Raw genomic sequence first — 25358 nt, forward strand, 5'->3', positions numbered from 1 at the left:
CTCAGGATTAGTCGTCAGCGAGACGTTGTAGTAAAGGAATAGCGTTGAGCAATTGCTGTTGTTCATCGCAGGAAAATTGCGTGTCGATAGTTTGCACCAGCCAGTCATCACGACGTGCCCGATTGGCGCTAATTAAATCTAAACAGGCTTGCGTGGCCGTGTAGCGTGTCTTACGCCCGTCATGGGCGTCTGGTTTTCCCTGCACCATGCCGGCATCCTGCAAACGGGCGACGGTTGCGCCCATCGACTGCGTTCGAACGCCTTCTGATCGCGCCAGTTCGGTAATGGTCATCGCGCCGTCACGCACCAGATAGCCGAGTACTGAAACCTGCGACCAGGTCAGATCTCCCGGCGGAGCGGATTCACGCAAACGACGACCCAGCCTGCCAATCACACTGCGTAATTCTGCTGCGGATGCGTTCAAATCGCTCATTAGCCTGCTCCTTACCACGAAGGCGTTACTCTACAAACAGGAAGGCAGACTGTGTAGTTTACCTTCGTATCAAATTGTAATGTCAGGTACGCGCCAGATAATGGATCAGGCTATGGAAACGCAAGGGCGTTTTTAACGGATTGTGGTAGCTGTGCGCGACGTCGGCGGCAAACTGTATGGCTTCGCCGACCTGCAGTCGCCGCCAGATCCCGTCCAGACTCAGTAATAACTCTCCCTCCAGCACAACCACTTGCTCTATAACGCCCGCTTCATGTGCTGATGAATCACTTTGCGCGCCGGGTGCTAATTCGACAGCTAAAAAATCGAAGCGCAGTTTCGCGTCATAGGGCAACAGTGGACGCACACTCATCTGCGCATTCGGTTGGTTAAATGCCACCGTTTCGCCAGGCTGCAACCTGCTGTCATGGATAAAAAACGAGAAAGGAACATTAAAGCCAGTCGCGATTTTCCATAATGTCGCCACTGTTGGGCTGGATTCGCCGCGCTCGATTTGGCCCAGCATCGCTTTGCTTACGCCGGTACGTTGCGCGGCTAACGTCAGGCTCCAGCCGTTGGCCTGTCTGAGTTGCTTCAACGCTTCACTAAGATGGTGGTGCAGATATTCCATAGTTCCTCCTGCTTGCTGACTAGCAGTGTATCACTTGTGCGTTATAGCGCATCATGCGACCATGTGCGCTATAACGCACAACGGGATATTTAACATGCTCATCGCTATTCCTTGCCCTCGCTTTACCTTACCGATGCTGGTCTCCGGTTTTGTCGCTGTGCTGGTAGGTTACAGCAGCACCGGCGCGATTATTTATCAGGTCGCGCAAGCGGCGGGAGCCAGCCCAGTCCAGGTTGGTGGCTGGCTGTCGATGATCGGCATTGCGATGGGCATAGGATCGCTTGGGCTTTCCCTGTTCTACCGCATGCCCATTCTTGCCGCCTGGTCAACGCCCGGCGCTGCACTGCTCGCCACCAGCTTTCACGGCATTTCCATCAACGAAGCGGTGGGCGTTTTTGTTTTTACTAACGCGTTAATCGTGCTAAGCGGCATAACCGGTTTGTTCGCCAGGCTGATGAACGCTATTCCGTCCTCGTTAGCGGCGGCGATGCTGGCCGGTATTTTATTGCGTTTTGGTCTGCAAACGTTTGCCGATCTACAAAGCAATTTCACGCTGTGCGGCAGTATGTGTCTTGCCTGGCTGCTGGCCCGCCGCTGGCTGGCGCGCTATGCCATTCTGGTGACATTGGTCGCCGGCGTGGCTGTCGCGATGGCCCAGGGTGGGATCCATTTTCCGCCGCATCCCGTTGGCTTTACTTTGCCGGACGCGGTAATGCCGCACTTTACCTTAACGACTTTGATCGGCATCGGCTTACCCTATTTTCTGGTGACGATGGCTTCGCAAAATGCGCCTGGCATCGCTACGTTGCAGGCGCATGGCTATGCACCGTCCGTGTCATCGTTGATGAGCTGGACCGGTTTGATCGCTTTGGTATTGTCGCCGTTTGGCGGTTTTTCTGTCTGCGTCGCCGCGATTACCGCAGCGATTTGCATGGGCGAAGATGTGGACCCCGATCCGCGCCGCCGCTGGGTAGCGTCTGCCATTGCGGGCGTGTTCTATCTTATCGCGGGCTTCTCCGGCGCACTGATTGGCGTATTGTTTAGCGCCCTGCCAGCGGTGTTGATTCAGGCACTGGCTGGTCTTGCGCTGCTGGCAACGCTCGGAGGCAGTCTGCAACGCGCCCTGGCACATCCTGCTGAGCGTGACAGCGCACTTATCACCTTCCTGATCACCGCGTCGGGCGTAGCGCTGCTCGGCATCGGTTCTGCCTTCTGGGGATTAGTGGGAGGCCTGATCGTTCATCTGCTGCTGGTAAGAAAGTCAGCCTGACCGCTTTACGCGCTGCTGTTTTTACGGCAGCGCGCGAAAAACCCACCCATTTATCCCCTTTTTCCACCGTTTGACTGGCCCTTGTTCCACGTAAAATTACCGTAATAGCCGATAACTCACGATTTTCTGCCTCAGACAACGACCGATAAGGTCCCAACAGGTGGCAAAAACTTTTCTGCGTAGCGGTAATCTCGACGCGGTGCTGGCTTTAGGTGAAAACGGCCAACCGGTCTATGCCTCTGCCCTGCAAATTCGCGAAACCCTGCGGCTGCGCCGCCAAAACGCACTGGCAAACTGCCTTGCCATTCCACAGGCCAACGAGCGTGGTGACCGCCTTGACTGGTATTCGCCCTTTTCCGGCAAGGTAAAATCCTGGCTGGGTGCCAGTGAGCACGAACGTCGTCAGGCGCTGCAACAGCTTACCGTTTATCAACAGGATATGAACGATCTGAGCGCACGCGCGCGCGAAGCTGAGAATCCGGCGATGCGCTTGTTTGGTGCCTTGCTGAGCAAAACCCTGCAATTTCCTGATCAGCAATATGTTTACCTGGTGGATGGCAAACCGGTCATTACCTTTTGGGGCTTTGTCGACGCACAGGCACGTAGCCGCGAAGATGCCCTTTCCTGCCTGCGCGACAGCATTGAAGCGTCGTTACCAAAAATACGGATTGAACCGCCGTCAGCAGAACCGGTGATTAAGAGCGAACCTGTGCCCGTTGAACCGGTTGCCGCCGAGCCGGTTATCGCTGAACCCGTTCGCGTTGAACAAGCCATCTCGCGTCGTTCAACCTTCCGTCCAGGGTACGTGATCCTACCCGTTGCAGTGGCTACAGCTATTGTCACGGCTGTTTTACTGTATACCTCGCCCTCGCCTGCGCCCGTCACACCGGCTAAGTCTGTGACACAATCGCCGATCAAATCTCCGCCGATCGTCGCTTCAGCAGAAAAACTGGCCGCTACGCTGCCACAAAAAACAGCAACAGTAGCCGCTGCTGTATCAGTTGCGCCATCAGCTACCCTCGCTAGTGTGATTACGCCACCTGTCCCGACGGTATCTACCCAAAGCAGCGAACTGGTGATAAGCAGCGATGATGTACGAACCGGCGCGGTAAAAGTGGTTGATGGCAACTGGCGCGTAGTTATGCAAAATTCCCTGCCGGGCGGCGCTTCCCCCGTGTTGCATTATGCCTTCAATAACGGTAAAGGCAGCGCCATCGTTACGTTAGGCAATAATGTGCGCTGTGAAGCGGACGAGGTCAGTGCCGCGATGGTCAGCAGCGGACAAATGGTGATCCGCAGCCGTTATACCGCTAAGTGCAGTGACGGCTCGCGCTATCGTATGCCGCGATTGATATGTAAACCCGGCCTGGAGGCAGCGGTATGCGAAGCCCGGTTCAGTGGTGACAAAGCCTTTCCAATGACGATTAAGCGTGAGAATAAATAACCATGCTGGCTCCCCTGATCGATGACAAACAAAAAATCACGCTGATTCAAGACAGCGGCGTACAGTTCCTTGACTTTGGTCTGCAATTTTCGGCGACCCAGGCGCGCCGCCAGTTTGTGCGCCAGACGGCAAACGGTCCGCTGCTGCGCCTTAACCTGGACGGTAACAACGGCAAATTCCGGCTCTATCCCAAAGACGGAGGCGCCCCGGAAGTCGTGCGCCCTGAATCTGACATTGCGCTGGCCGATTCGCTGGCACTGCTGTCTGCCTGCTGGTTGCCGTTGCCAATACTGCGTTGTGCCAGCGGACGCCGCTTTATTGGCGGGCCAGAAAACTGGGCGCGCATGCGCCTGGTGGCGCTGGATACCCCCGACGCGGCAGGCAATACCCATCGCGTGAGCCTGGCGTTTGACACCCGCTGCGTGGCAGAGGAAGAAGGTGGCGAACAACTTGGCCTGTCCCCCGCTGATGCGCAAAACGGCGTAACCTTTGCGCTGGCGTGGCACAACTATGAGCTGGGTGAATTTCTCGATCATACCTGGGTTGATGGCTGGCTGCGTGAAGCGTTTACCGAGCGTGTTCAGGATCGCCGCGAGCAGGCAATTAATCAGGCGCTGCGCGAATTTGAATATCAGGCGCACTATCTTAATCTGCTGGAAGTGCTCGGTGAGCAGCTGAATCTCACTGATATTCATATTCAGGCCGCCACGCTGCAAACCCCGGCGGTGAATGTCGACATCATTCTCGACGTCGGTAATTCCCATACCTGTGGCATTCTGGTGGAAGATCATCCCGAAGAGACTAACGGCCTGAAACAGACCTATGAGCTGCAACTGCGCGATCTCACGCAGCCACATCGGGTCTATAACGGGCTATTCGACAGCCGCCTGGAGTTCGCCGAGGCGCGTTTCGGTAAAGCTAACTTTTCGCTGGAAAGCGGACGTGAATCGGCCTTTATGTGGCCCTCGTTGACCCGCGTTGGTCGTGAAGCCAGCCGCATGGCGCTGCAACGCGCCGGGCTGGAAGGCAGCACCGGATTATCCAGTCCGCGCCGTTACTTATGGGATGAAGCGCGCTATCAGCCAGGCTGGCGCTTCAATCAGCAGAATGGTCAAGGCGAGCCGCTGGCCTGCGCTGCCCCTTTTACGCTGTTGCTTAATGATGAAGGCCAGCCGCTGCATACGCTGCCTGTTGATCAGCGCCTGCCGGTTTTTTCTGCTCATTACAGTCGCAGTTCGCTGATGACTTTTATGCTGTGTGAGCTGTTGGCACAGGCAATGATGCAAATGAACAGTGCCGCACAGCGGCAACGCATGCCGCAAAGTCACGCGCCGCGTCAACTGCGGCACGTCATTCTTACGCTGCCGTCGGCGATGCCAAAACCAGAACGTGAGATATTCCGTCGCCGGATGCAGGAAGCCATTGCGCTGGTGTGGAAGGCTGAAGGCTGGCATCCCGCCGACGAAGCCTTTTCGCCACAAAGCCAGGCGCAAAGCCGCAAACCGGTGCCAGACGTACAAATGGAGTGGGATGAAGCCACCTGTGGGCAAATGGTTTGGCTGTTTAACGAAACTCAGGTCAACTTCGCCGGTCGCGCCGGGGATTTTTTCAGCAGCATGGCGCGTCCGGACTGCCCACGCGAAACCGATGAGCGGCCGGGCAAAAGCCTGCGCATCGCCTCCATCGACATTGGCGGCGGCACCACTGATTTAGCGATAACCCAATATCGTCTTGATGACGGCCAGGGCAATAATGTCAAAATCACCCCACGTCTGCTGTTCCGTGAAGGGTTTAAAGTGGCCGGCGACGACATTCTACTGGATGTGATCCAGCTATGGGTTTTACCTGCCTTACAGCAAAGCCTGCAAAAGGCAGGATTGACGCTGGCAGAGCCGCTGATAACGAAGTTATTTGGCCATGACAGTCGCATGGATGGACAAGCGACGCTGCGCCAGCAAGCCACGTTGCAGCTGTTCATTCCACTGGCACAGGCGGTTTTGGAACGCTACGAAAACTGGGACCCGCTGGAGAGCCACGCCGAGATTAACGCGTTGTTCGGTGAACTGGTGGGACAGCGGCCTGGCGATGCGGTACTGGCGTTTATAAATGGTGAGATTCAGCGTGAATTAGGCGGCAACAGCCGCTTCGATCTGCTCGATGTGCCGCTGGTGGTCAGCATGACGCAGCTACATGCAGAGTTTATGCAGCACCGCATGGCGATCATTCCCGCGCTGCGTTCAATGTGTGAAGTGGTTTCACTTTATCAGTGCGATGTGCTGCTGCTCACCGGACGTCCATCACGTTTCCCTGGCATTCAGGCACTGGTGCGTCACCTGCAACCGTTGCCGGGCAGCCGAATTTTGTCGCTGGAAGGCTATCATACCAGTGACTGGTATCCGTTTAACAAACATGGCCGCATTGACAACCCTAAATCCACCGCCGCCGTCGGCGCAATGCTCTGCCTGCTGGCGCTGGATTTACGCCTCAGCAGCTTCTGGTTCCGCGCGGGTGACTTTGAGCCTTACTCAACGATTCGCTACCTTGGGATGCTCGACGAAAACCAGGCGCTGAGCGATGAAAATCTCTGTTACAGCGAGATTGACCTTGATGACAACAGTTTTGTGCTGGATCGCAAAAGCAGTTTCCGCATTCGCGGCAATGTCTGCCTTGGTTTCCGCCAACTGGACAATGACCGCTGGCCAGCATCGCCGCTGTATAGCCTGACGCTGAACGACGCCGCGCTTGCCCGTAAGGTTGCTGGTGAAAGCGTGTTGCGCGTGAAGCTTACGGTCAAAGCAGGCGCGGATGCGCAAGGCCCGGAAAACCTGATATTGAGTGATGCGCAACTTGACGACGGCACACGCGTGCCGCTCGACCATTTGAGCCTGAAATTAAATACCCTCTCGGCCACTGGCAACGCCAATGCGCAATACTGGATTGATAGCGGGAGCGTATGTAAATCATGAAATCGGTAAAACCGCGCCAGCCACAAACGCTGGCAAAACGTCTTAGCCTGTTACAGGACGCGCTGAACGCCAGCCTTGACTGGATTGATAACAGCCGCCAGCATTCACCACGTCTGGCGCTGGAAGCTGAAACGCTGACGCTGCAACTACGCCAGGCGCGCGTGCAAACGGAAACGCTGGCCCAGCAAATAGCGCGACCGGTTACGCTGGCCCTGTTTGGGCAATCACAGGCAGGAAAAGCCTGGCTGCTACGTGAAATGGTTGCCGACGCGCAAGGCCAGTTAATGACTCGCCTGAACGATAAATCGCTGAACTATTTTCAGCATATCAATCCCGATAACCTCGATTTTGCCATTGCGACCCGTTTTAGCCACCAGCGTGAGCCGCTGTCTGGCGAATGGCCAGTGGAATTAGCTCTGCTGAGCGAAGCGGAAATTTTGCGTCTGGTCATCACCTGCGGCGGCGGTATTGCACAGCCGGATATTCCTCAGATCGACAGCGAACTACGCCGTTTGCAGCGTCATCGCCTGACCACGCCGCTGGCAGGATCAGAGACCGACGCGTTAGTCAGCTTATGGTCGTGGTGCCGTCGTCATCACTTGTATGATGCATTGCTCGATCGCCATTTTTGGCCGCAGGCGATTGAACTGGCTCCCTGGCTCAGCGTTGACGATCGCGTGCAGCTATTTTCGCTGCTGTGGCCTGCCGAACCGGCATTAAATGAAGTGCTGCGCGACCTGCTGCATTTGCGTCATCAGCTGCGTAACAGCAACCGCGTGCTGGTGCCGCTGAGCGTATTGACCGATACCGCCTTTTTGCCTGCCGAACAGCTGATCGTACCGGCCAGCGAGCAAGACCAGCAACGGCAAATCGAAGTTTGTCCACTGAACGGAAATCGCATCGCCAAACCGCAAAGCGTGGCGCTGGGCCTGCTGGCGTTATTAACGCTGGAAGTGTCGATTCCGCTAAGTTCAACGCCGCGTACCGCGCTGTACGATGACGCCGACATGCTCGAACTGCCTGCGCCAGGTCTGCCAGCAGACCAGACAATTCGGGAAGAGCGTCTGCGCCTGCAACAGCAGGATCCGCTGCGAGCGCGGCTACTGGAACACAAACGCGCCCTGCTGCCCGGCTTTTACGCTGCGCGTCAGGCTATCGATCTGTTACTGGTTTGCACCGCTGCCAGCCAGCGCCAGGATGCCAGCCTTGCCAGCCAGACGCTGCGTGCATGGCTGCGTTACCAGCCTGTGCATAAAAACGGTGAAAAGCCCCGGCTGATCTGGGCGATCACCCCTTACGATGCACGCCATCAGCAGATCAATGTAGATGAAGCGGTACAGCGTCAGATTGGTCAGCCGGGACAGCACTGGGGTTCAATGCTGGCGCTGGATCGCGCAGGGGTTGATCGTATGGCCGCCTGGTTACAGGACGAGATGCAGCCGGAGGCGCGGCGCGATCGACTTGTCGCCCAACTGGCTCAGGTTCAGCATGCCGTAGTTGAGCGCCGCTTGCAGCCGTGGACGGAAGCCGAAGCCAGCCCGGAACAGGCGGCACGCAAACAGACTATCGCGGATACCCTGCTGAAGTGTTTGCAGCACCGCACCGGTTTGCACGGTGAGCTGCTGGAATGCCTGCAACCCCCGCGTGAGGCGTTACGTCAGCTCTGGCTGAATCAAACCGCCGTACCCGCCAGCAGCAGTCTCCCGGCGGCAGAAACGCAGTTTGGCATTGGGTTTGAGTTTGATCTGTTTAGCAGCACTGAAACAGCGCAAGCGCCGGTACAGCAAAGTCAAACGGGTCAGAGTGGTCAGCAATTTCCGCAGCAGGTATTCCGTTTATGGCTCGATCACTTGCGCCAGCTGCCCGAAAACCGCAGCTTACTGACGCTGCTGAATATCGATAAAGCTACAATGGAATGGTTGGTTGAAGAGTTGATCACCGCCAGTTTCCGCACCGATATGACGCAAAAATTGCAGCAGGCGCTGCATGAATCCGATTCGCATGCGGTGACGCATGGATCGCGCGCCGATCGGCAGGTAACGCGGGCAATGACGGTACTGGGCGATTTTGTCGCCTGGCTGGGTTTCTTGCAGCGCCCGGAGCCGGAGCGTCCACCAAGCCGCGTCAATCGCGGTCAACCTATTTTCTCGCGCCCCCCCGCGCCAAGCGTAAGCTTTGGTGCCGGGCAACGCCTGACCAGACTTGCTGCCGCGCCCGCTAATCATACGGCTTATTATATCTATGACTGGTTAGTCGGACTCAATACGGTGATTATCGAAAATAACGGCTACACCGGCGGCAGCGATTTACCCGCTGCTGCGCGTGAAGCGCTGATTGCTTTGCTGAAGCCGCTGCGCAGCTAATGTATTACCAGGCGCAGCTCTCCTTTTAGCGACTGCGCCGCTTCTTCTAACAGCGCCAATACCGGTACAAGCGCATCACGCTGCTTATCAATGTGGTGTAAGTGTATTTCCGCAGGCAGTGCCATTCCACCGGTCAGCCAGTCCCATAGCGCATCAAGGTTATTGCCAAACGGAAACGGGCAATGGCTTTGCTGTGCCAGCTGATGATAAAACGCATCGCGATCGGCTAACTGGCAAAAATCAAAGGTCAGAATCAGCATGCTTACGGCACCTGTTTAAAGCTGCGATAGTGATCGGTTGAGAGATAAACCAGGCCATCGGAAGAGTAGACCAGACGATCCGCTTCGCGATGACCGCAGCGATAATTTACGTCAGCCTCATACCACTGACGGTTTTTGCGTTGCGGCAGTCGCTTCTCGCGGTTTGAAAACCGATCGCCGCCTATGGCTTTACCCGGCAAGACTTGGCACAGATCCCCTTTAGCCGGGTTCCAGCCACGTTGCCGCGCTTCATTTTTAGTCAGGTAATAATCGGGCAATTGCTGATTTTGCAAAATATAACGGGCCACAAGGCGCGCATCGGTCAGCGAAGTAATGTCGCCAGCAGCAGGCGCCAGTGATGAGTTCAGATAAGGTTTAAGACCAGTCCAGCAGGCGGCAAGGACAAAAAAGAGTCCAATCCAGAGTTTTTTTGACATGATGACATCCGTGACGACAGGATGCTGATAATAACAGTTTTCATGCGCAGAAACAGCGCGGGCCAGTCAAGCTGGCCCCAGCGGCGTTAAGCAGCGTGTGAATGCGTATTTGCGCTATGACGACGCCATGTCCCCGGCGCAACACCATATTGCCGTTTAAAGCTGCGGTTAAACGATTGCTGTGAATCGAAGCCTAACGAAATCGCCACGTTAAGGATCGGTTCATTGGTGCTGGTCAAACGATCAGCGGACTTTTTCAGCTTTTTCACGCGAATATATTCACCCAGCGGATAGCCGGTGTGTTCTTTGAACATCCGCTGCAAATGCCACTTCGAATAGCCTGCACGCTCAGAAACGGTATCCAGATCCAGACGTGCTTCGATGTTGTTATCAATCCAGTCGATTAGATCATGAATAAAGGCGTCGCTCATCATTCCAGTCTCTCCCGTCGCGGTGACAAATAGTATTAGTATCAATTGCAGTTACACTTAAAGGGTGAGTGACTATGCCATTTAATGCAAGTTTTATTGGTACATTAAATGCCGCACAGCTTGTAGGGTTTTTTATCGCCTGCTGACGAGTAAGGCAGGCAAAAAAGCAGTGACGCAGTGAAGTGAATAACCGGGAGAGTCATCTTCAGATTGCTCTCGATTCAGCGGGGATCAGAAATGAAAAAAAGCCGCATCAGCGGCCTTTTTTGCAGCAATCATCCGCCTCGTCAAGTACAGGTACGGCGGTGCAATTGCTGGTGTCACGTTTTTTAAGCTCATTGAGCGCATCGGCGACAGTACGTTTAGCTAATACATTCAGCGAAGCCTGTTCAGCCTCATCTGCAATGGATTTAAAATACCAGCAGAGATTGGCGCTAACCAGACAACGCGGCGTAACATCAGGGCGGGAAGCCCAGATTTTTTTATCTTCGATGACGGAGATATAGATGTCACGAAGCGTGATTTCTGCGGCCGGACGGCCCAGATGAATCGATCCGGTGCGTCCCAGCGTTGAGACAATAATGCCGTCGCGGGTTAAAGGGACCATCAATTTCCTGATAAAACTGGGATTCGCTTCAAGCCCATAAGCCAGAATCGCGCTGGTTGAGCGTTTTCCCGTTTGCTCCGCCATCGCTACGCTCAGAACCATCTGCAAAGCTGTCGGGAAGCGGTAATCAAGCATTTATTTATCCTGAGTTGCGGTGCATCTTGTTGTTTTATCGCCGCTTAAGAGAACAATGAATAAGCAATAAATATAACAAACACTGTTGCTTTTTAGAAGCAAGGCGACAGTGACAAGGCACGTTTTCCCCAAAGCCTACGGCACGATAGCACAAGGTGCTTAGCCGGCTAACCGCCAGATTATTCTGCTATTAGCTGAAAGCGGCCGAAGGCGTGGGAAGTTTTTGTTTTAAAAAAATCACCAGCAGCACATTAATAATTGCCAGCACGCAAAGCAACCCTAACGTAGCGGGTGCGCCCATAGTTTCAAACACATATCCACCCACCAGCGGCGTCAGTGCCTGTCCGATGAGGGCCGGACGCGCCATTCGTCCTACCACAATGGCATAGACCTCCGGTTTGACCATCGCCAGCGGTAAAGTTCCACGTACGATGGCACGTAAACCGTTTCCGGCTCCGTAAAGCACCATGCTGAGCAGCGCCAGCTGTGGGAAAAAAACCAGCAGTAACAAGCCCGTTGCCACCAGTCCAACGGAGAAAAAAGTGGTCCAGATGGGATGCCCTCGCTTAAAGGCAATATCAACCAGCCGTGAAGCGACTTGACAAGGACCCAGTATGGCGCTTAACGCCAGCGCTGAGGTTAAGCTATGGCCGCTGGCTTGCAACAGGCTAATGAGTTGCACCGAGATCGCCGTCATAATCACCGATGCCAGGGTAAAAATGGCGCACAACAGCCAAAACAGCATCGGTGCGATGTCGGCATCATTCTGCAATAAGGATTGAGGTTTTATAGTGGGAACCGGTTTACTCTGCGGTAACGCATAGCAGTACGCCGGTAAAACGCAGAGCACAAGCATGGCTGCAAGCGCAAAGCAAGTGCCGCGCCAGTCCAGCCAGTGAATTAATAGTGCCGTGCCGGGCCAGACCAGGGTGGTACAGAACCCTGAAATCAGCGTAATACCCGTAATTGCTGAACGTGCCTGGCTGCCATAACGCGCGCCGAGCGTGGCAAAAAGCGCGTCATATAACCCCATCGCCATGCCCGTTCCGATAATCACCCATGCGCCTAAAAATAATGCCAGCGTGTGGCTTAGCCCCATAAGGACCAGTCCCAGCGCCATCACTGCCCCGCTTGATGCCAGTAACAGGCGCCCACCGGTTTTGGCGATAATGCGCCCACTGAGCGGAGCCAGCAATCCAGACACTAAAATACCCGTCGATAACGCACCGTAAACCCATTGCTGCGACCATCCGGTTTCGGCAACGATGGGATCTGCCATCACCGCCATTAAATAGAACGATCCACCCCAGGAGAGAATTTGCACGAAACCCAGCGTGATAATAGCGGCAGCGCCAGGTTTGTTCTTTTGATTCACGTTTGTAATCCATTAGCTAACAAAGCATTTTTATAACACGTTCTGAGACAAGGAAAAACTTTGCCAGCCGTGAGGCCACCCTTTTGTTCTGCTTTGCAAAACCGCGGGCCTGATTTTGGTTGATCACTAAAAGTATGTTGTAACTATAACCACGTTTGCGCCTCTGTTTTTCTTCTGCCACATTATGGATGTTGTAATTAAGGAGAAAAATTATGTCGCGTTACGATTTAGTGGCTGATTTACACCAGTGCATAAACGATTTAGAACGGGCGCTCGCTTCCTTAAGGCAGATGACTGAATCCCAACCGCTGCTGATTGCGCGCGTGTTTAGCTTGCCGCCAGTTGAAAAAGGCCGCGAACATGACGCCATCACCCAGATAGCCGTTGAGCAACATCTCGGTGAAACGGCGCGTGAAATGGCGCTGAACCATTACTGCCGCCTGTTTATGCAGCATCAGTCTGAAAAGCTCAGCACCAAAGCGGCAGTACGTTTGCCTGGCGCGATTTGCATTGAATGTGACGACGCAAGGCAACAGCAAATCACGCTGCAAATCGATGAGATTAATCAATTAAAAGCCCAGCTGGAGAAACTAATCACCGTGGATTCGGGCTTACCCAGTGAAGCGCGCTTTGAATTTGTCCATCAGCACTTACGTGGCCTAATCACGCTAAACGCTTACCGTACCATTACTTTGCTACAGGCACCGGACAGCCTGCGTTTTGGCTGGGCTAACAAACACATCATCAAAAATGTGACGCGCGAAGAGATCATGGCAAAACTGGAGAAAAGCCTGAAGGCTGGACGCTCGCAAGCGCCCTGGTCACGTGAGCAGTGGGCGCAGAAAGTGCAGGAAGAGTTAGAAAGTGTGCGGGCACTGCCTGCATCGGCACGTTTGAAAATTAAGCGCCCCGTAAAAGTACAGCCGATTGCCCGCGTCTGGCGCGCCGATGAAAAAAAGCAAACGCAGCTTGCCTGCCCTTCGCCGATTTTGGTGTTATGTCGTGACCGTACCCAGGTTCCGCTGCTGGGCGAACTGCTTAATTATGACGCCGATAACATCACTTATCGCCATAAACCTGCCGCTGAACCGCTTTATTTGCTGATTCCGCGCCTGCATCTTTGGGTCGATTCGCCGGTGTAGCACAGCAAAAAGGCCAGCTAATATAAGCTGGCCTCGTTGTGACGAATGACTTATTGCTTCATGCTGCCGACCATCTCTTCAGGACGGACCCATTCGTCAAACTGCTCCTCGGTCAGATAACCCAGTTTCAGCGCCGAACCTTTTAGCGTCAGCCCCTCTTTATGGGCCTTTTTGGCAATTTCCGCCGCTTTGTCGTAACCGATATGGGTGTTCAAAGCCGTAACCAGCATCAGTGATTCATTCAGTAACTGCTCGATACGTTCGCGCACAGGTTCAATACCGACTGCACAATGGTGATTAAAGCTGTCCATACCATCTGCCAGCAGGCGTATCGATTGCAGGAAGTTATGGATCACCATCGGACGGAACACATTTAGTTCAAAGTTACCTGAAGCTCCTCCCATATTAATCGCCACGTCGTTGCCCATCACCTGGCAGCACAACATGGTCATGGCTTCACACTGTGTTGGATTGACCTTGCCCGGCATGATGGAGCTACCCGGCTCGTTTTCCGGGATCGCAATTTCGCCGATGCCGCAACGCGGGCCTGAAGATAACCAGCGCACGTCGTTGGCGATTTTCATTAAGGATGCGGCCAGCCCCTTCAATGCACCGTGTGCATGGACTAAGGCATCACAGGTTGCCAGCGCTTCGAATTTATTTGGCGCGGTGACAAAGGGCTGTTGGGTTAATTCGGCCAGGGCTTTTGCTACGCGAACCGCATATTCAGGATGGGTATTTAAACCGGTGCCAACTGCGGTGCCGCCCAGCGCCAGCTCGGCTACGTGCGGAATACTGTGTTCGATGTGCTTAAGGTTGTGCTCCAGCATTGCCACCCAGCCGGAAATTTCCTGACCCAGCGTCAACGGTGTCGCGTCTTGTAGATGGGTTCGGCCGATTTTCACGATGTCTTTAAAGGCTTCTGACTTCTCGCTCAGGGTCTTCTTCAGGACATGAATCTGCGGTATCAGCTGTTCGCGCAGAGCAATAACCGCAGCCACGTGCATGGCGGTTGGGAATACATCATTCGAACTTTGGCTTTTATTTACATCATCGTTCGGATGCACTAAGCGCGACATGCCGCGTTCGCCGCCAAGAATTTCACTGGCGCGATTTGCCAGCACTTCATTCATGTTCATGTTGGTCTGCGTACCGGAACCGGTCTGCCAGATGGCCAACGGGAACTCTTCGCTGTGTTTATCAGCAAGGACTTCGTCCGCTGCGTTAACGATCGCGTCTGCCCGCTCGGCCGGGAGTAAACCTAAATCACGGTTAACGCTGGCAGCAGCGCGTTTAGTCAATGCCAGCGCATGTACCAGCGCTGTCGGCATTTTTTCAGTAGAAATACGAAAATGTTCCAGCGAGCGCTGTGTTTGCGCGCCCCATAACTTATCTGCCGGTACATCGATGGGCCCCATTGAATCTTTTTCAATGCGATTGGCTGCCATGACTACTTCTCCTTTAGCACAGGTTTTGGGATTGAAACGCCCGACGAATTCATCTGGGCGGGCGAGATTTTTACATACAATAATTTAACATTATGCAAGCCTGCCATCCTTATTGCACTTGATATGTATTTTCATTAATACTTTCTGCTTTAATAAGCACATTAACTTCCCGTGAATAAGGGCAAATAATGTATAAACTGAACAATTCGCTGCAAAATTATGCATGGGGCAGCAAAACGGCCTTAACGGAGCTGTATGGCATTGCCAACCCCAAAGGTTTACCGATGGCCGAGATGTGGATGGGCGCGCATCCTAAAAGTCCTTCAACCCTGGACGACCAGGGTAAAACCCGCTCTTTACACGATATAATTGCGGCTAATCCTGCTTCCGTCCTTGGTGCCGCCGTTGCGCAACGCTTTGGTGAATTGCCTTTCTTATTCAAAGTATTGTGTGCAGATCAGCCGCTCTCTATTCAGGTTCATCCCAGCAAAAGCGCAGCCGAAGAGGGTTATTCACGGGAAAACGCCGCGTCAATTCCGCTCAACGCTGCCGAACGCAATTATAAAGATGCTAATCACAAGCCCGAGCTGGTGTATGCGTTAACCCCTTTTCAGGCGATGAACGGTTTTCGTACCTGTTCGGAGATCGTTTCCTTACTGGAGCCGGTTGCCGGGGCGCATCCGCAAATTGCCCACTTTCTGCAACATCCTGATCAGGATAATTTGGCGAAACTGTTCCTCACGCTGCTGTCGCTGAAAGATGAAGCCAAATCACTGGCGCTCGGCGTATTGAAATCGGCCCTGAACACGAATAAAGGTGAACCGTGGCAGACGGTCAAAAACATTGCAGCCAGTTATCCTGACGACAGCGGTTTGTTTTCCCCTTTGCTGCTTAACGTGATTACGTTGCAGCCAGGCGAAGCGATGTTCCTGTTTGCCGAAACGCCGCATGCCTACTTAAAAGGCGTAGCGCTGGAAGTGATGGCCAATTCGGATAACGTATTGCGTGCCGGTTTAACGCCTAAATACATCGATATTCCTGAACTGACGGCGAACGTTAAATTTGTCGAGAAACCGGCGGATCAGTTACTGACGCAGCCCGAACAACAGGGTAATGAGCTGCGCTTCCCCATTCCGGTTGATGATTTTGCTTTCGCTATTCATACCCTGAATGCTGAGCCGCAATCGGTGAGCCAGGAAAGCGCTGCCCTGCTGTTTTGCATTGAAGGCCAGGCGATTATTGCCAGAGGCTCACAGCAGTTAACGCTGCGTCCGGGTGAGTCATGCTTTGTTGCTGCGAATGAGGCCCCGATTACCGTCGCCGGAACGGGCCGTCTGGCACGCGTGTTCAACGACTTACCGTGATGCGGCTGACGTTCTCGCGCGTAACTGCTATTATTTCAATCTATTAGCTAAAAAACACCTGCGGGTGTTTTTTCTTCACTCGCCGGATACGATAAGCGGCGTAGGCGGACTCAAGGATAAGGACGACTCAGTAATGAAAAAGACTAACGTTGCCGTGGGTGTAATTGTAGCCTTGGGCGTAATCTGGGCTGGCGCAGCCTGGTTCACCGGCAAGCAACTGGAAACGCACATGGATCAGCTGGTGCAAAACGCCAATACCCAGCTGAACGCTTACGCACCAAACAGCCGACTGAAGATTAGCTATCAGGATTATCAACGCGGCGTGTTTAGCAGCCAGACAAAACTGGTGATCCAGGCAACCTCGCAGACGGAAGATAATTCGCTGTTGAAGCCCGGCCAAAGTATCGTCTTTAATGAAAAGATCAGCCACGGCCCTTTTCCGTTTGCCCAGCTGAAGCATGGCAATCTGATCCCCAGCATGGCGTCAGTTCATACCGAACTGGCGAATACCAATGCGGTGAAGAAACTGTTTGAACTGACCAATAATCACTCGCTGATCAATGCTGAAACGCGCATTGGCTACAGCGGTGCAACCGATACCGCGCTGAAAGTTTTACCGATCGATTATCAAAATGTGCAAAGCGGAGAACGTGCGGCTACCAATGGCGGCGTGCTGAACGTCAGCATTGACAGCAAAGGCGATAGCGTGTCGCTGGACAGTGATATTGGCAGCGTGGCATTGACCAGCAAAAATGAAATGGGCCAGCCGGTCTTGTTCACGCTGAATAACTTAAACGTCAGCGGCAAAACTCATCTCAGCCCTGAAGGCGTGCGTATCGGTGATCAAGCGATTGACGTCGAAAAAGTCAACGCAAGCATCAATGGTCAGGACGCCCTGACCCTGCTGAAGCTGAAAGGCACCTCCTCCTTTGATAATCATTCCGGCAAAATTGGCGGCAATATCGATTATCACGTCGCTAGCGTTCAGTTGCAGCAACAGGATTTCGGCCAGGCGACATTAAAGATGAAGCTGTCACAGTTTGATGCGCAGGCGGTGAAAACCTTCTCCGATAATTACAACGCGCAGTTGCAGGATCTGCTAAATCAACAGGGGCTGGCGGACGATCCTATCCGCTACCAGGCTGGCGTTCATACTATTTTGCTGAACAACTTACCTACCTTGCTGAAAGGCTCGCCTTCCATCAGCATTGCGCCGCTGAGCTGGAAAAATGATAAAGGCGAAAGCACATTTAATCTGACCGCTAACTTTAACGATCCGGCTACCGTGAGCGGTGAACCACAAAGTCTGAGCACAATGATTGATCGGATTCTGAAAACGCTGGATGGCAAATTAATTATTAATATGCCGATGGCGACTGAAACGATGCGCCATGTTGGTTTGGCAGAAGGTTATCAGGCTGAAGATGCACAAAAACTGGCTGACCAGCAGGTTAAAGGCCTGGCGGCAATGGGCCAGATGTTCCGTCTGACCCAGCAGCAAGACGATAATATTGTTACCACGCTGCAATACGCCAGGGGCCAGGTGAACATGAATGGCAATAAGATGACGCTTGAGCAATTTATGTCACGCTATATGCTGGGTATGCCAACCAGTGATGGGATGCCGCAATAGCGTTTTCGGTTTACCTCCCGCTACAGGTAAACAGTGCCAAAAGCGAACAGTGCCGACCCCGCCATAGGTCGGCATTTTTATTCAATACGCTAAAGTGAAACGATAAAACATCGCAACCCCTGTTTAAGCGCCCGCGTTCGGGCAATGTTTTCTCCCCTGAGCGATCACACCGGGCAAGGTGTCTGCCTTTTACAGCGCGATCTTGCAGCAAACTTTCTTAAAGGCGCGGTTAAGCCACCATTCAACCGGTCAGCGGCGAACGCTCACGCCTAAATATGACGTTGTCACTTAAAGCGACCATGTTTGATTTTATCGAAACAGTGGCTCGCCACGGCAGCAGGTAAATGCAACTGGAAAATGGCATGTCGCGTCAACGCGCGGTTATCCGATTGTAAACCGGGTAAGCGTCCAGACAGAAGCGGCGTCTTTTTCCGCACAATTAAGCAACATCTGAAACGGTTGTTGCGCAAACCACTGGCACAGTTGCGTACGTTGTTTTTATACTACTCTGCACTCCCCGCCAACGCATACCGACAACTAAGCGAGTGCACCATGATTGATTCAAAGATCCCCCTCACTGATATTCATCGTCATCTTGACGGCAACATTCGTGCACAAACTATTCTCGATTTAGGCCGCCAGTTTAATTTTACCCTGCCTGCTGACACCTTAGATTTGCTGCGCCCACACGTACAGGTCACACAAAGCCAGCCGGACCTGGTCAGCTTTTTACAAAAACTGGACTGGGGCGTAAAAGTCTTAGGTGATCTGAATGCCTGCCGACGTGTCGCCATGGAAAATGTTGAAGATGCCGCGCGCGCCGGTATCCACTATGCTGAACTGCGTTTCTCTCCTGGCTACATGGCGATGCACCACAATCTGCCCATTGCCGGTGTCGTTGAGGCGGTCATTGATGGCATCAAAGCTGGCTGTCAGCAGTACGATATTGAGGTGCGTTTGATTGGCATTATGAGCCGCACCTTTGGTGAAGAAGCTTGCCTGAATGAACTTGATGGCTTGCTGGCGCATCGCGACCATATCACAGCGGTAGATTTAGCAGGCGACGAGGCTGGTTTTCCTGGCAGCGAATTTCTCAGCCACTTTAACCGGGCACGTGATGCGGGTTTCCGCGTCACGGTGCATGCCGGAGAAGCCGCTGGTCCGGAAAGTATCTGGCAAGCCATTCGCGAACTGGGCGCTGAGCGCATCGGCCATGGCGTCAAGGCGATGGAAGATCGCGCACTAATGGATTTCCTTGCCGGGCACCGCATTGGCATTGAATCCTGTCTGACCTCCAATATCCAGACCAGCACCGTGCCATCACTGGCGCAGCATCCACTGAAAACCTTCCTTGAGCATGGCATCCTGGCCACCATTAACACCGACGACCCGGCGGTTCAGGGCATTGAGCTGGGGTATGAATATGAGCATGCCGCGCCAGCTGCGGGGCTGAGTCAGGCGCAAATGCGTCAGGCACAGGAGAATGGCTTAACCATCGCCTTTTTGAGCGAGGATGAAAAAGCCGCGATCAGGGCAAAAGTGCAGTAATGGCAGGTAAAAAAACGGGCCATTCAGGCCCGTTTGCTTAAGCTTGTTATTTCAGCGACATTGTCTGGCGCTTTTCAGCTGATTGCAGGCCGAGCTCGATCAGCTCCATTACCTGAATCGCCTCTTCCGCTGTCACCGGATTGCTGCCCCGTCCGTTAATCGCGTCACGTACTGCCGCGTAGTAAGCCGGATAATTGCCTGGCTGCGTCATCAGGGTTTTTTCCGTCATGCTGTCACCTTCAGCCAGCGTCAGCGTGCCGTCGCGCATGTCATATCCCCAGTCTTCTTTTGGCGGAAAATCGCCTGCTTTCAGCCGATCTTCCTGCGGATCAAGGCCGTATTTCACATAGCTACCTGCGGTGCCATGTACCACATAACGGGGAGATTCTGCGGCCGCCAGCATGCTGCCGTGCAGCACCACACGGCGCTGCGGGTAGGTCAGCGTGGCATGGAAGTAATCGGTAGTTTGCGCACCTGGGCGCATTTCAGCCAGATCCACATTGATAGCAACCGGCGAACCAAACAGCTGTAATGTTTGATCCAGTAAATGCGGGCCTAAATCGTACCAGATACCGCTGCCTGCGCCTTTCATTTCACGCCAGCGCTGACGAACCTCCAGGCGGAAACGGTCATAATGCGATTCCAGATAGCGCACTTCGCCCAGCGTGCCATCCGACAGCAGCTGTTTTAGCGTCAGAAAATCGCTATCCCAGCGGCGATTATGAAATACAGAAAGCAGTAACCCTTTTGCTTTCGCCAGCGCATCCAGCTCGCGTGCTTGTGACAACGTCACGGTAAACGGCTTATCAACCACCACATGTTTACCGGCATTAAGCGCTGCCTTCGCCAACGGAAAATGGGTGTCATTAGGGGTGGGGATCACTATCAGTTGCAGCGTAGGATCGTCCAGTAGCGCCTGAGGATCAGTCGCAACCTGGACGGATGGCCAGTCGGCGTGAACTTTGCTGGCGTCACTGCTGGAAATCGCCGCCAGCTCGACGTCAGGGGTACCCGCAATCAGCGGTGCATGGAACGTTTTACTGGCAAAGCCATAACCTATCAGACCAACACGAAGTTTATCGCTCATCTTTATTCCTCTTGTTCGCTAATCCGATTGATTTAAGACCATTAACCCGGCCAGAACAAGGTGGAATTTCCCTAAAAATCAGGAGATAGCACGTCGTGTCGCTGGCCAGGCCGTTTGCGCCGCCAGACTGTCAGGTACATCCAGATTGCGTCGACGGAAATCACTGGGGCTGATGCCAACCCGTTTACGGAATACGCGTGAGAAATAGAGTTGATCGTCGTAACCCACTTCACGTCCGATGGTGGCAATCGGTTCCTGCGTGGTTTGCAGCAGCAGTTTGGCACGGATAACGCGTTGATCTTCACGCCAGCGCAGCAAATTGACACCCATTTGTTCGCGAAACAGATGCGCCAGGCGCGATGGCGACAGACAAACATGACGGGCCACATCCTCAATTTTCACTTCGCTGGCTAAATGGTTTGTGACGTACTGGCAAGCTTCAATCACCCGCGGATCACGCACCTGCTGGTGGCTACGCGGATCTTCTTCCACTGCCCGTAATAACAGGCGTTCAAGCAAATTCATCGCCAGCTCTTCGGCAAAGCGCCGCCCCGATGTGTGCGTTTGTTCAATGCTGGCAAACAGGCGATCAAATTCACCGCGTAACGATTCCGGTAGCTGCAGCCGCCCGACGCCCTCTTTCTCATCCTGCCATTGCAGCCAGTCATTCCAGTAAGCGCGCGGGCGAAAATAGACCCAGCGGTGAAACCATTGCGGGCTTTCCGGTGAACGGCCATAATAATGCGCCGTTTTTGGCTGAAACAACAGCATCTCACCCGGCTCACAATCGAACGCCCTTTCGCCATCAAATACCCGCCCTTTTCCTTTGATGGTCAGATTCAGAATGTAGCCTTTCATGCCGTGCGGACGATCGATAAAGAAATCCAGCGGGCCTTCAGCAGTAATGGGCGTTAACCCCGCCACCAGCCAGGCATTAAACGCGTAACCCGGCAACAGGGGATTGTGTTGTTCCGCAGCTAATTCACGGTGATACATAATATCCTCACTCTGTCGATGTTTGATCAAACGCGGACGCCGACGTCCGCGTGGTTACTGCGACTTAATCAGGCTTTATGCTTTTGTTTGTAGCGGTCAAAAATTACCGCTGCTAACAGTATCAAACCGCGCACGACATACTGTGAGAATGGCGAGATATTCAATAAATTCATCGCATTTTCAACGGTGCCGAGAATCAAAACGCCAGCAACGACATAGGAGATTTTGCCAATGCCGCCCTTTAATGACACGCCGCCTAATACGCAGGCGGAGATGACGACCAGCTCATAGCCCAGCGAGGTCATTGGCTGTCCACTGGTCATACGCGACGCCAGTATGATACCCGCCGCCGCCGAGACTAACCCGGACAGGATAAAGATGATAATGCGGGTACGCACCACCGGCACACCGGCTAATCGCGCAGCTTCTTCATTACCGCCAATCGCTAACGTGTTGCGGCCAAACGTGGTTTTATTCAGCAGGAAACCAAAAATCGCCATGGTGGCGATGGTGAGCCAGATCGGCGCCGGCACCCCCAGCCAGTTGGTGAAACCCAACGCAAAGAAACGTTCATCCTCAATGCCCACGGCTTTACCGTCGGAAAAGATATAGGCCAGGCCACGCACGATTTGCATGGTCGCCAGCGTGGTTATCAGCGCATTAATTTTCAGTCGGGCGATAACAAAGCCATTGATAAACCCGGTCAGCATGCCCAGCATCAGGCCTGCCGCCACGCCAATCCACAGGCTTTCGGTCATATTGATCACCACAGCGGTGACCACGCCCGCGCAGGCAATCACTGACGCGACCGACAGGTCAAAATCGCCTGACGCCAGGCAGAACAGCATGCCACAGGCCACCATGCCGGACATGGACATCGCCAGCCCAAGCCCTTTCATATTGATGAACGAACCAAAGTTCGGCACGAAAACTGCACAGGCAACAAACAGCAGCGCAAACACTACCAGCATGCCGAAATTGTCCCAGATGCGACCAAACTGCAGCCCACTGCGTGATGCTGGCGGCGGCGTATTGGATGTCGTGGATGAAGCCATGATTGATCTCCTGTCAGGCCACGGCGGCCGCTTGAGTAGTTTTTGGCATCGCCAGGCTCAGCGTTTGCTGCTCCGTGGCGTCGTCATGCAGTAATTCACCGGCAATCGCCCCTTCTCGCATCACCACGATACGATCGGCAAGGCCCATCACTTCCGGTAAATCACTGGAAGCAAACAGCACGGCAATGCCTCTGTTTGCCAGCTGATAAATCAGGTTATAGATTTCGTGCTTAGCCCCTATATCGATGCCACGCGTCGGCTCGTCGAGCAGGATCACTTTCATCTCTTCCGATAACCAGCGGCCTAAAATGGCCTTTTGCTGATTACCGCCGGAAAGGTTCATGATTAGCTGTTCGGCGCCGGGGGTTTTGATATTCAGGGAACGAATATGGCTGTCAGCATTTTTCGCTTCCCAGCCATTTTTGATCAGGCATCCCGCCGTCAGGTTATGGCGTCGCGCGCTAATATTGATATTGTCACGCACCGAGTGCACCGGAATAATGCCCTCCGCTTTACGATCTTCCGGGCACAGCATGATGCCTGCGCGAATGGCATCAATCGGTTCCCGTAGCGTTAACGGTTTGCCATCCAGCAAAACCTGACCAGCACGCAGTCGTGTCGCGCCAAACAGCCCTTTAAGTAGCTCGCTGCGTCCTGCGCCCACTAAGCCAAACAAGCCAACGATCTCACCCGCATGCACATTCAGGGAGATCGGGGTGCGGACCCCCTTCGCTTCAACGTTGTCCAGCGTCAGGCGCACCGCACCTTTGGCACGCGGTGTATAGCCGTAAATATCCCCCAGATTGCGCCCCACCATCGCCTGCACCAGGTCGTCATGCTCAGTGGTTGCCATATCGGTAAAGGTGCGGACGTAACGGCCATCTTTGAATACCGTGATGGCATCGCTCAGGGCGAAAATTTCTTCCATCCGGTGTGACACATACAGCACCACGCGGCCTTCCGCACGCAGCTGACGGATGACGCGAAACAGATTGTCGATTTCACGTGCCGACAGCGAACTCGTCGGCTCATCAAAGGCGATAATATGGGCATCGCGTGTCAGCGCCTTGGCAATTTCCACCATTTGCCATTGCCCGAGCGACAGATATTTCAGCGGCATATCAGGATCAATATCCATACCGAGCTTTTTAAGCTGCAAACTGGCTTCGTGCCGCAGCAGTTTGCGATTCACCAGGCCGCGCTTGTGCGGAATCTGACCGAGAAAGATGTTCTCCGCCACGCTCATTTCAGGGATCAGATGCAGTTCCTGATAGATAATTGCCACGCCTGCATCAAGCGCATCCGTGGTGTGCTGGAAGTTGACCGGTTGGCCGTTGATACGAATTCCTCCGCCGCTCGGCTGGTAGCTGCCGCTGAGGATCTTTAACAGCGTCGATTTGCCGGCGCCATTTTCTCCCATCAACGCATGCACCTGGCCGCTGTGACAGTCAAACGAGATGTCCTGCAACGCTTTTACGCCGGGAAACGTTTTACTGATGCCATGAAACGACAGAAAGGCTTTATCAGTGTTCATGGAAGCTCCTTATCCTTCCTGTTTCGGCCCGCCGATAGAGCGGCTGCGTGCGTTGACTTCAGTAACTGACTGAAGGACGTTGCTGCGATCACGCGTTCGCCACTTTCATGCGGTCCGAACTATTTTGGCTATACGTCATTAAAGTGCCGTTGTCGCAATGAACATCGGCACGCTCTGCGGGTTTACATCAACCCTTTCTTCGCCAGCTCAGTTTTGAAGTTATCGCGGGTGATCAGCACGACGTCAGTGACTTCGGTGAATTTTGGCGGTTCTTCCCCTTTGCTTACCCAGTTGTAGAGCATCTGGCTGCTCTTATAACCGTGCACATCTGGGCTTGGCAGCAGCGAGCCGTAGAACCCGGTGGCTTTGTCTTTCGACAATTCGCTGATCGCATCCACGCCATTAATACCAATGCCAATCACATCAGCGGCTTTAAAGTTCTGACCTTCAGTCGCACGCACGCCACCCAACACGGTGTTGTCGTTCATGCCGATAACCAGCCAGTGCTTCACCTCGGGATGCTGTACCAGCAGCGAATTACCCGCATCAAACGCGCCTGGGATGTCGTTGGATTTAGTCGGCACCTGATAGATTTGACCTGCCGGGAAGCCCGCCGCTTTGAGCGCTGCCATGGAACCACTGGTGCGACGACGCGCCGTATCCAGCTCATTCGCGGTAATCGCCATAACGCCCGTGGTTTTCACGTCCCAGCCACGTTTTTGCATCTCCTTATACAACTCCTGGCCCTGACGCTCGCCGATTTTCGTGGCGGCCATCATCACTAATGGCACGGTTTCCATCGGCTTACCTTTAGCGGTAACGAACTGATCATCGACAGCAATGACCTTTAAGTCGTAACCGCGCGCCTTCGCCACAATGGCAGAGCCAAGTTTGGGATCGGGCGTACAGATAACGAAACCTTTCGCGCCGTTGGCCGCCAGGCTGTCGATAGCGTTAAGGGTTTTTTCACCATCGGGGACGGCAATTTTGATCACTTCAAAGCCCAGATCCTTGCCCGCTTTATCGGCGAACTTCCACTCGGTCTGAAACCAGGGTTCTTCCGGCTGCTTGACTAAAAAGCCGAGCTTCATGGTCTCGGCGATAGCGGATTGTGACATAACCGCTGCCAGCCCAATGGCTGCGAACGCTTTAGTGAATTTATGCATGATGCTCTCCGGCGCTAGTTGTTTTATCGCTGTTAA

The 25358-nt window shown here is 53.8% G+C and carries 21 protein-coding genes; 8 read left to right on the top strand and 13 right to left on the bottom strand.

The annotated features are described in order from the left end of the window. Positions 1–7: 7 nt before the first annotated feature. A complete protein-coding gene (locus QRY16_RS15070) occupies positions 8–433 on the bottom strand; it encodes a MarR family winged helix-turn-helix transcriptional regulator (protein WP_289777174.1) in 426 nt (141 codons plus the stop codon). A gap of 82 nt (positions 434–515) precedes the next feature. Continuing rightward, positions 516–1061 (bottom strand): helix-turn-helix domain-containing protein, encoded by a 546-nt coding sequence (locus tag QRY16_RS15075; RefSeq protein ID WP_289777175.1) that lies wholly within the window; start codon positions 1059–1061, stop codon positions 516–518. A 94-nt stretch (positions 1062–1155) separates the two neighbouring features. Here QRY16_RS15075 and QRY16_RS15080 point away from each other — a divergent pair, with 94 nt between their 5' ends. The 4 genes from QRY16_RS15080 to QRY16_RS15095 all read left to right on the top strand — a co-directional run bounded on the left by QRY16_RS15080 (position 1156) and on the right by QRY16_RS15095 (position 9104). After that, positions 1156–2331: a benzoate/H(+) symporter BenE family transporter gene (locus QRY16_RS15080; RefSeq protein ID WP_289777176.1), complete on the top strand. Its 1176-nt coding sequence runs from the start codon at positions 1156–1158 to the stop codon at positions 2329–2331. 160 nt (positions 2332–2491) lie between these two features. Further along, positions 2492–3775, top strand: a complete 1284-nt coding sequence (locus QRY16_RS15085; protein WP_289777177.1) for an SrfA family protein — start codon at positions 2492–2494, stop codon at positions 3773–3775. Between the two features lie 2 nt (positions 3776–3777). Beyond that, positions 3778–6741 (top strand): virulence factor SrfB, encoded by a 2964-nt coding sequence (locus QRY16_RS15090; protein WP_289777178.1) that lies wholly within the window; start codon positions 3778–3780, stop codon positions 6739–6741. Continuing rightward, positions 6738–9104: a virulence factor SrfC family protein gene (locus QRY16_RS15095; RefSeq protein ID WP_289777179.1), complete on the top strand. Its 2367-nt coding sequence runs from the start codon at positions 6738–6740 to the stop codon at positions 9102–9104. The genes QRY16_RS15090 and QRY16_RS15095 overlap by 4 nt, the downstream gene beginning before the upstream one ends. Here QRY16_RS15095 and QRY16_RS15100 read toward each other — a convergent pair. From QRY16_RS15100 to QRY16_RS15120, 5 genes are all read right to left on the bottom strand, one after another. Beyond that, complete coding sequence (locus QRY16_RS15100; RefSeq protein WP_193404113.1) at positions 9101–9364, bottom strand: barstar family protein; 264 nt, start codon at positions 9362–9364, stop codon at positions 9101–9103. The two genes, QRY16_RS15095 and QRY16_RS15100, sit on opposite strands and share 4 nt — an antisense overlap. A gap of 2 nt (positions 9365–9366) precedes the next feature. Continuing rightward, positions 9367–9801: a ribonuclease domain-containing protein gene (locus tag QRY16_RS15105; RefSeq protein WP_289777180.1), complete on the bottom strand. Its 435-nt coding sequence runs from the start codon at positions 9799–9801 to the stop codon at positions 9367–9369. An 86-nt stretch (positions 9802–9887) separates the two neighbouring features. Continuing rightward, entirely contained in the window at positions 9888–10235 is a 348-nt protein-coding gene (locus tag QRY16_RS15110; protein WP_193404111.1) for a helix-turn-helix domain-containing protein, read from the bottom strand. Between the two features lie 250 nt (positions 10236–10485). Then, on the bottom strand, positions 10486–10974 hold the full coding sequence (locus QRY16_RS15115; protein ID WP_193404110.1) for an RrF2 family transcriptional regulator: 489 nt from the start codon (positions 10972–10974) through the stop codon (positions 10486–10488). Between the two features lie 190 nt (positions 10975–11164). Next, positions 11165–12349, bottom strand: a complete 1185-nt coding sequence (locus QRY16_RS15120) for an MFS transporter (protein ID WP_289777181.1) — start codon at positions 12347–12349, stop codon at positions 11165–11167. A 212-nt stretch (positions 12350–12561) separates the two neighbouring features. Here QRY16_RS15120 and tus point away from each other — a divergent pair, with 212 nt between their 5' ends. Then, positions 12562–13491, top strand: coding sequence for a DNA replication terminus site-binding protein (tus, locus tag QRY16_RS15125; protein WP_193404108.1), 930 nt, complete (start codon positions 12562–12564; stop codon positions 13489–13491). A gap of 50 nt (positions 13492–13541) precedes the next feature. Here the strand turns inward: tus and fumC are convergent, their stop codons facing one another. Continuing rightward, positions 13542–14939, bottom strand: coding sequence for a class II fumarate hydratase (gene fumC, locus QRY16_RS15130; RefSeq protein ID WP_289777182.1), 1398 nt, complete (start codon positions 14937–14939; stop codon positions 13542–13544). Between the two features lie 188 nt (positions 14940–15127). On the opposite strand from fumC, the gene manA reads away from it, so the two are divergent. From manA to add, 3 genes are all read left to right on the top strand, one after another. Continuing rightward, on the top strand, positions 15128–16303 hold the full coding sequence (manA, locus tag QRY16_RS15135; RefSeq protein ID WP_289777183.1) for a mannose-6-phosphate isomerase: 1176 nt from the start codon (positions 15128–15130) through the stop codon (positions 16301–16303). A 133-nt stretch (positions 16304–16436) separates the two neighbouring features. Continuing rightward, positions 16437–17936: a YdgA family protein gene (locus QRY16_RS15140; protein ID WP_289777184.1), complete on the top strand. Its 1500-nt coding sequence runs from the start codon at positions 16437–16439 to the stop codon at positions 17934–17936. A 552-nt stretch (positions 17937–18488) separates the two neighbouring features. Further along, the gene (add, locus tag QRY16_RS15145; protein WP_289777185.1) at positions 18489–19484 is read left to right on the top strand and encodes an adenosine deaminase; all 996 of its coding nucleotides are present in this window, start codon (positions 18489–18491) and stop codon (positions 19482–19484) included. A gap of 46 nt (positions 19485–19530) precedes the next feature. Here the strand turns inward: add and QRY16_RS15150 are convergent, their stop codons facing one another. The 5 genes from QRY16_RS15150 to QRY16_RS15170 form a co-directional block, all read right to left on the bottom strand. Further along, positions 19531–20571, bottom strand: coding sequence for an oxidoreductase (locus QRY16_RS15150; RefSeq protein WP_289777186.1), 1041 nt, complete (start codon positions 20569–20571; stop codon positions 19531–19533). A gap of 78 nt (positions 20572–20649) precedes the next feature. Beyond that, entirely contained in the window at positions 20650–21567 is a 918-nt protein-coding gene (gene araC, locus QRY16_RS15155; protein ID WP_193404103.1) for an arabinose operon transcriptional regulator AraC, read from the bottom strand. 68 nt (positions 21568–21635) lie between these two features. Then, positions 21636–22622: an L-arabinose ABC transporter permease AraH gene (gene araH, locus QRY16_RS15160; RefSeq protein WP_289777187.1), complete on the bottom strand. Its 987-nt coding sequence runs from the start codon at positions 22620–22622 to the stop codon at positions 21636–21638. Between the two features lie 13 nt (positions 22623–22635). Then, positions 22636–24156, bottom strand: a complete 1521-nt coding sequence (araG, locus tag QRY16_RS15165; protein ID WP_289777188.1) for an L-arabinose ABC transporter ATP-binding protein AraG — start codon at positions 24154–24156, stop codon at positions 22636–22638. A gap of 182 nt (positions 24157–24338) precedes the next feature. Then, positions 24339–25322, bottom strand: coding sequence for an arabinose ABC transporter substrate-binding protein (locus tag QRY16_RS15170; protein WP_193404100.1), 984 nt, complete (start codon positions 25320–25322; stop codon positions 24339–24341). Positions 25323–25358: the final 36 nt, after the last annotated feature.

It is taken from the genome of Mixta mediterraneensis (assembly GCF_030283135.1).
In the GTDB taxonomy this organism is placed as follows: Bacteria; Pseudomonadota; Gammaproteobacteria; order Enterobacterales; family Enterobacteriaceae; genus Pantoea; species Pantoea mediterraneensis.

Coding starts and splice junctions, on each gene's coding strand:
- QRY16_RS15070 (WP_289777174.1), bottom strand. CDS start 433: ATGAGCGATTTGAACGCATCCGCAGCAGAATTACGCAGTGTGATTGGC.
- QRY16_RS15075 (WP_289777175.1), bottom strand. CDS start 1,061: ATGGAATATCTGCACCACCATCTTAGTGAAGCGTTGAAGCAACTCAGA.
- QRY16_RS15080 (WP_289777176.1), top strand. CDS start 1,156: ATGCTCATCGCTATTCCTTGCCCTCGCTTTACCTTACCGATGCTGGTC.
- QRY16_RS15090 (WP_289777178.1), top strand. CDS start 3,778: ATGCTGGCTCCCCTGATCGATGACAAACAAAAAATCACGCTGATTCAA.
- QRY16_RS15095 (WP_289777179.1), top strand. CDS start 6,738: ATGAAATCGGTAAAACCGCGCCAGCCACAAACGCTGGCAAAACGTCTT.
- QRY16_RS15100 (WP_193404113.1), bottom strand. CDS start 9,364: ATGCTGATTCTGACCTTTGATTTTTGCCAGTTAGCCGATCGCGATGCG.
- QRY16_RS15105 (WP_289777180.1), bottom strand. CDS start 9,801: ATGTCAAAAAAACTCTGGATTGGACTCTTTTTTGTCCTTGCCGCCTGC.
- QRY16_RS15110 (WP_193404111.1), bottom strand. CDS start 10,235: ATGATGAGCGACGCCTTTATTCATGATCTAATCGACTGGATTGATAAC.
- QRY16_RS15115 (WP_193404110.1), bottom strand. CDS start 10,974: ATGCTTGATTACCGCTTCCCGACAGCTTTGCAGATGGTTCTGAGCGTA.
- tus (WP_193404108.1), top strand. CDS start 12,562: ATGTCGCGTTACGATTTAGTGGCTGATTTACACCAGTGCATAAACGAT.
- fumC (WP_289777182.1), bottom strand. CDS start 14,939: ATGGCAGCCAATCGCATTGAAAAAGATTCAATGGGGCCCATCGATGTA.
- manA (WP_289777183.1), top strand. CDS start 15,128: ATGTATAAACTGAACAATTCGCTGCAAAATTATGCATGGGGCAGCAAA.
- QRY16_RS15140 (WP_289777184.1), top strand. CDS start 16,437: ATGAAAAAGACTAACGTTGCCGTGGGTGTAATTGTAGCCTTGGGCGTA.
- add (WP_289777185.1), top strand. CDS start 18,489: ATGATTGATTCAAAGATCCCCCTCACTGATATTCATCGTCATCTTGAC.
- QRY16_RS15150 (WP_289777186.1), bottom strand. CDS start 20,571: ATGAGCGATAAACTTCGTGTTGGTCTGATAGGTTATGGCTTTGCCAGT.
- araC (WP_193404103.1), bottom strand. CDS start 21,567: ATGTATCACCGTGAATTAGCTGCGGAACAACACAATCCCCTGTTGCCG.
- araH (WP_289777187.1), bottom strand. CDS start 22,622: ATGGCTTCATCCACGACATCCAATACGCCGCCGCCAGCATCACGCAGT.
- araG (WP_289777188.1), bottom strand. CDS start 24,156: ATGAACACTGATAAAGCCTTTCTGTCGTTTCATGGCATCAGTAAAACG.
- QRY16_RS15170 (WP_193404100.1), bottom strand. CDS start 25,322: ATGCATAAATTCACTAAAGCGTTCGCAGCCATTGGGCTGGCAGCGGTT.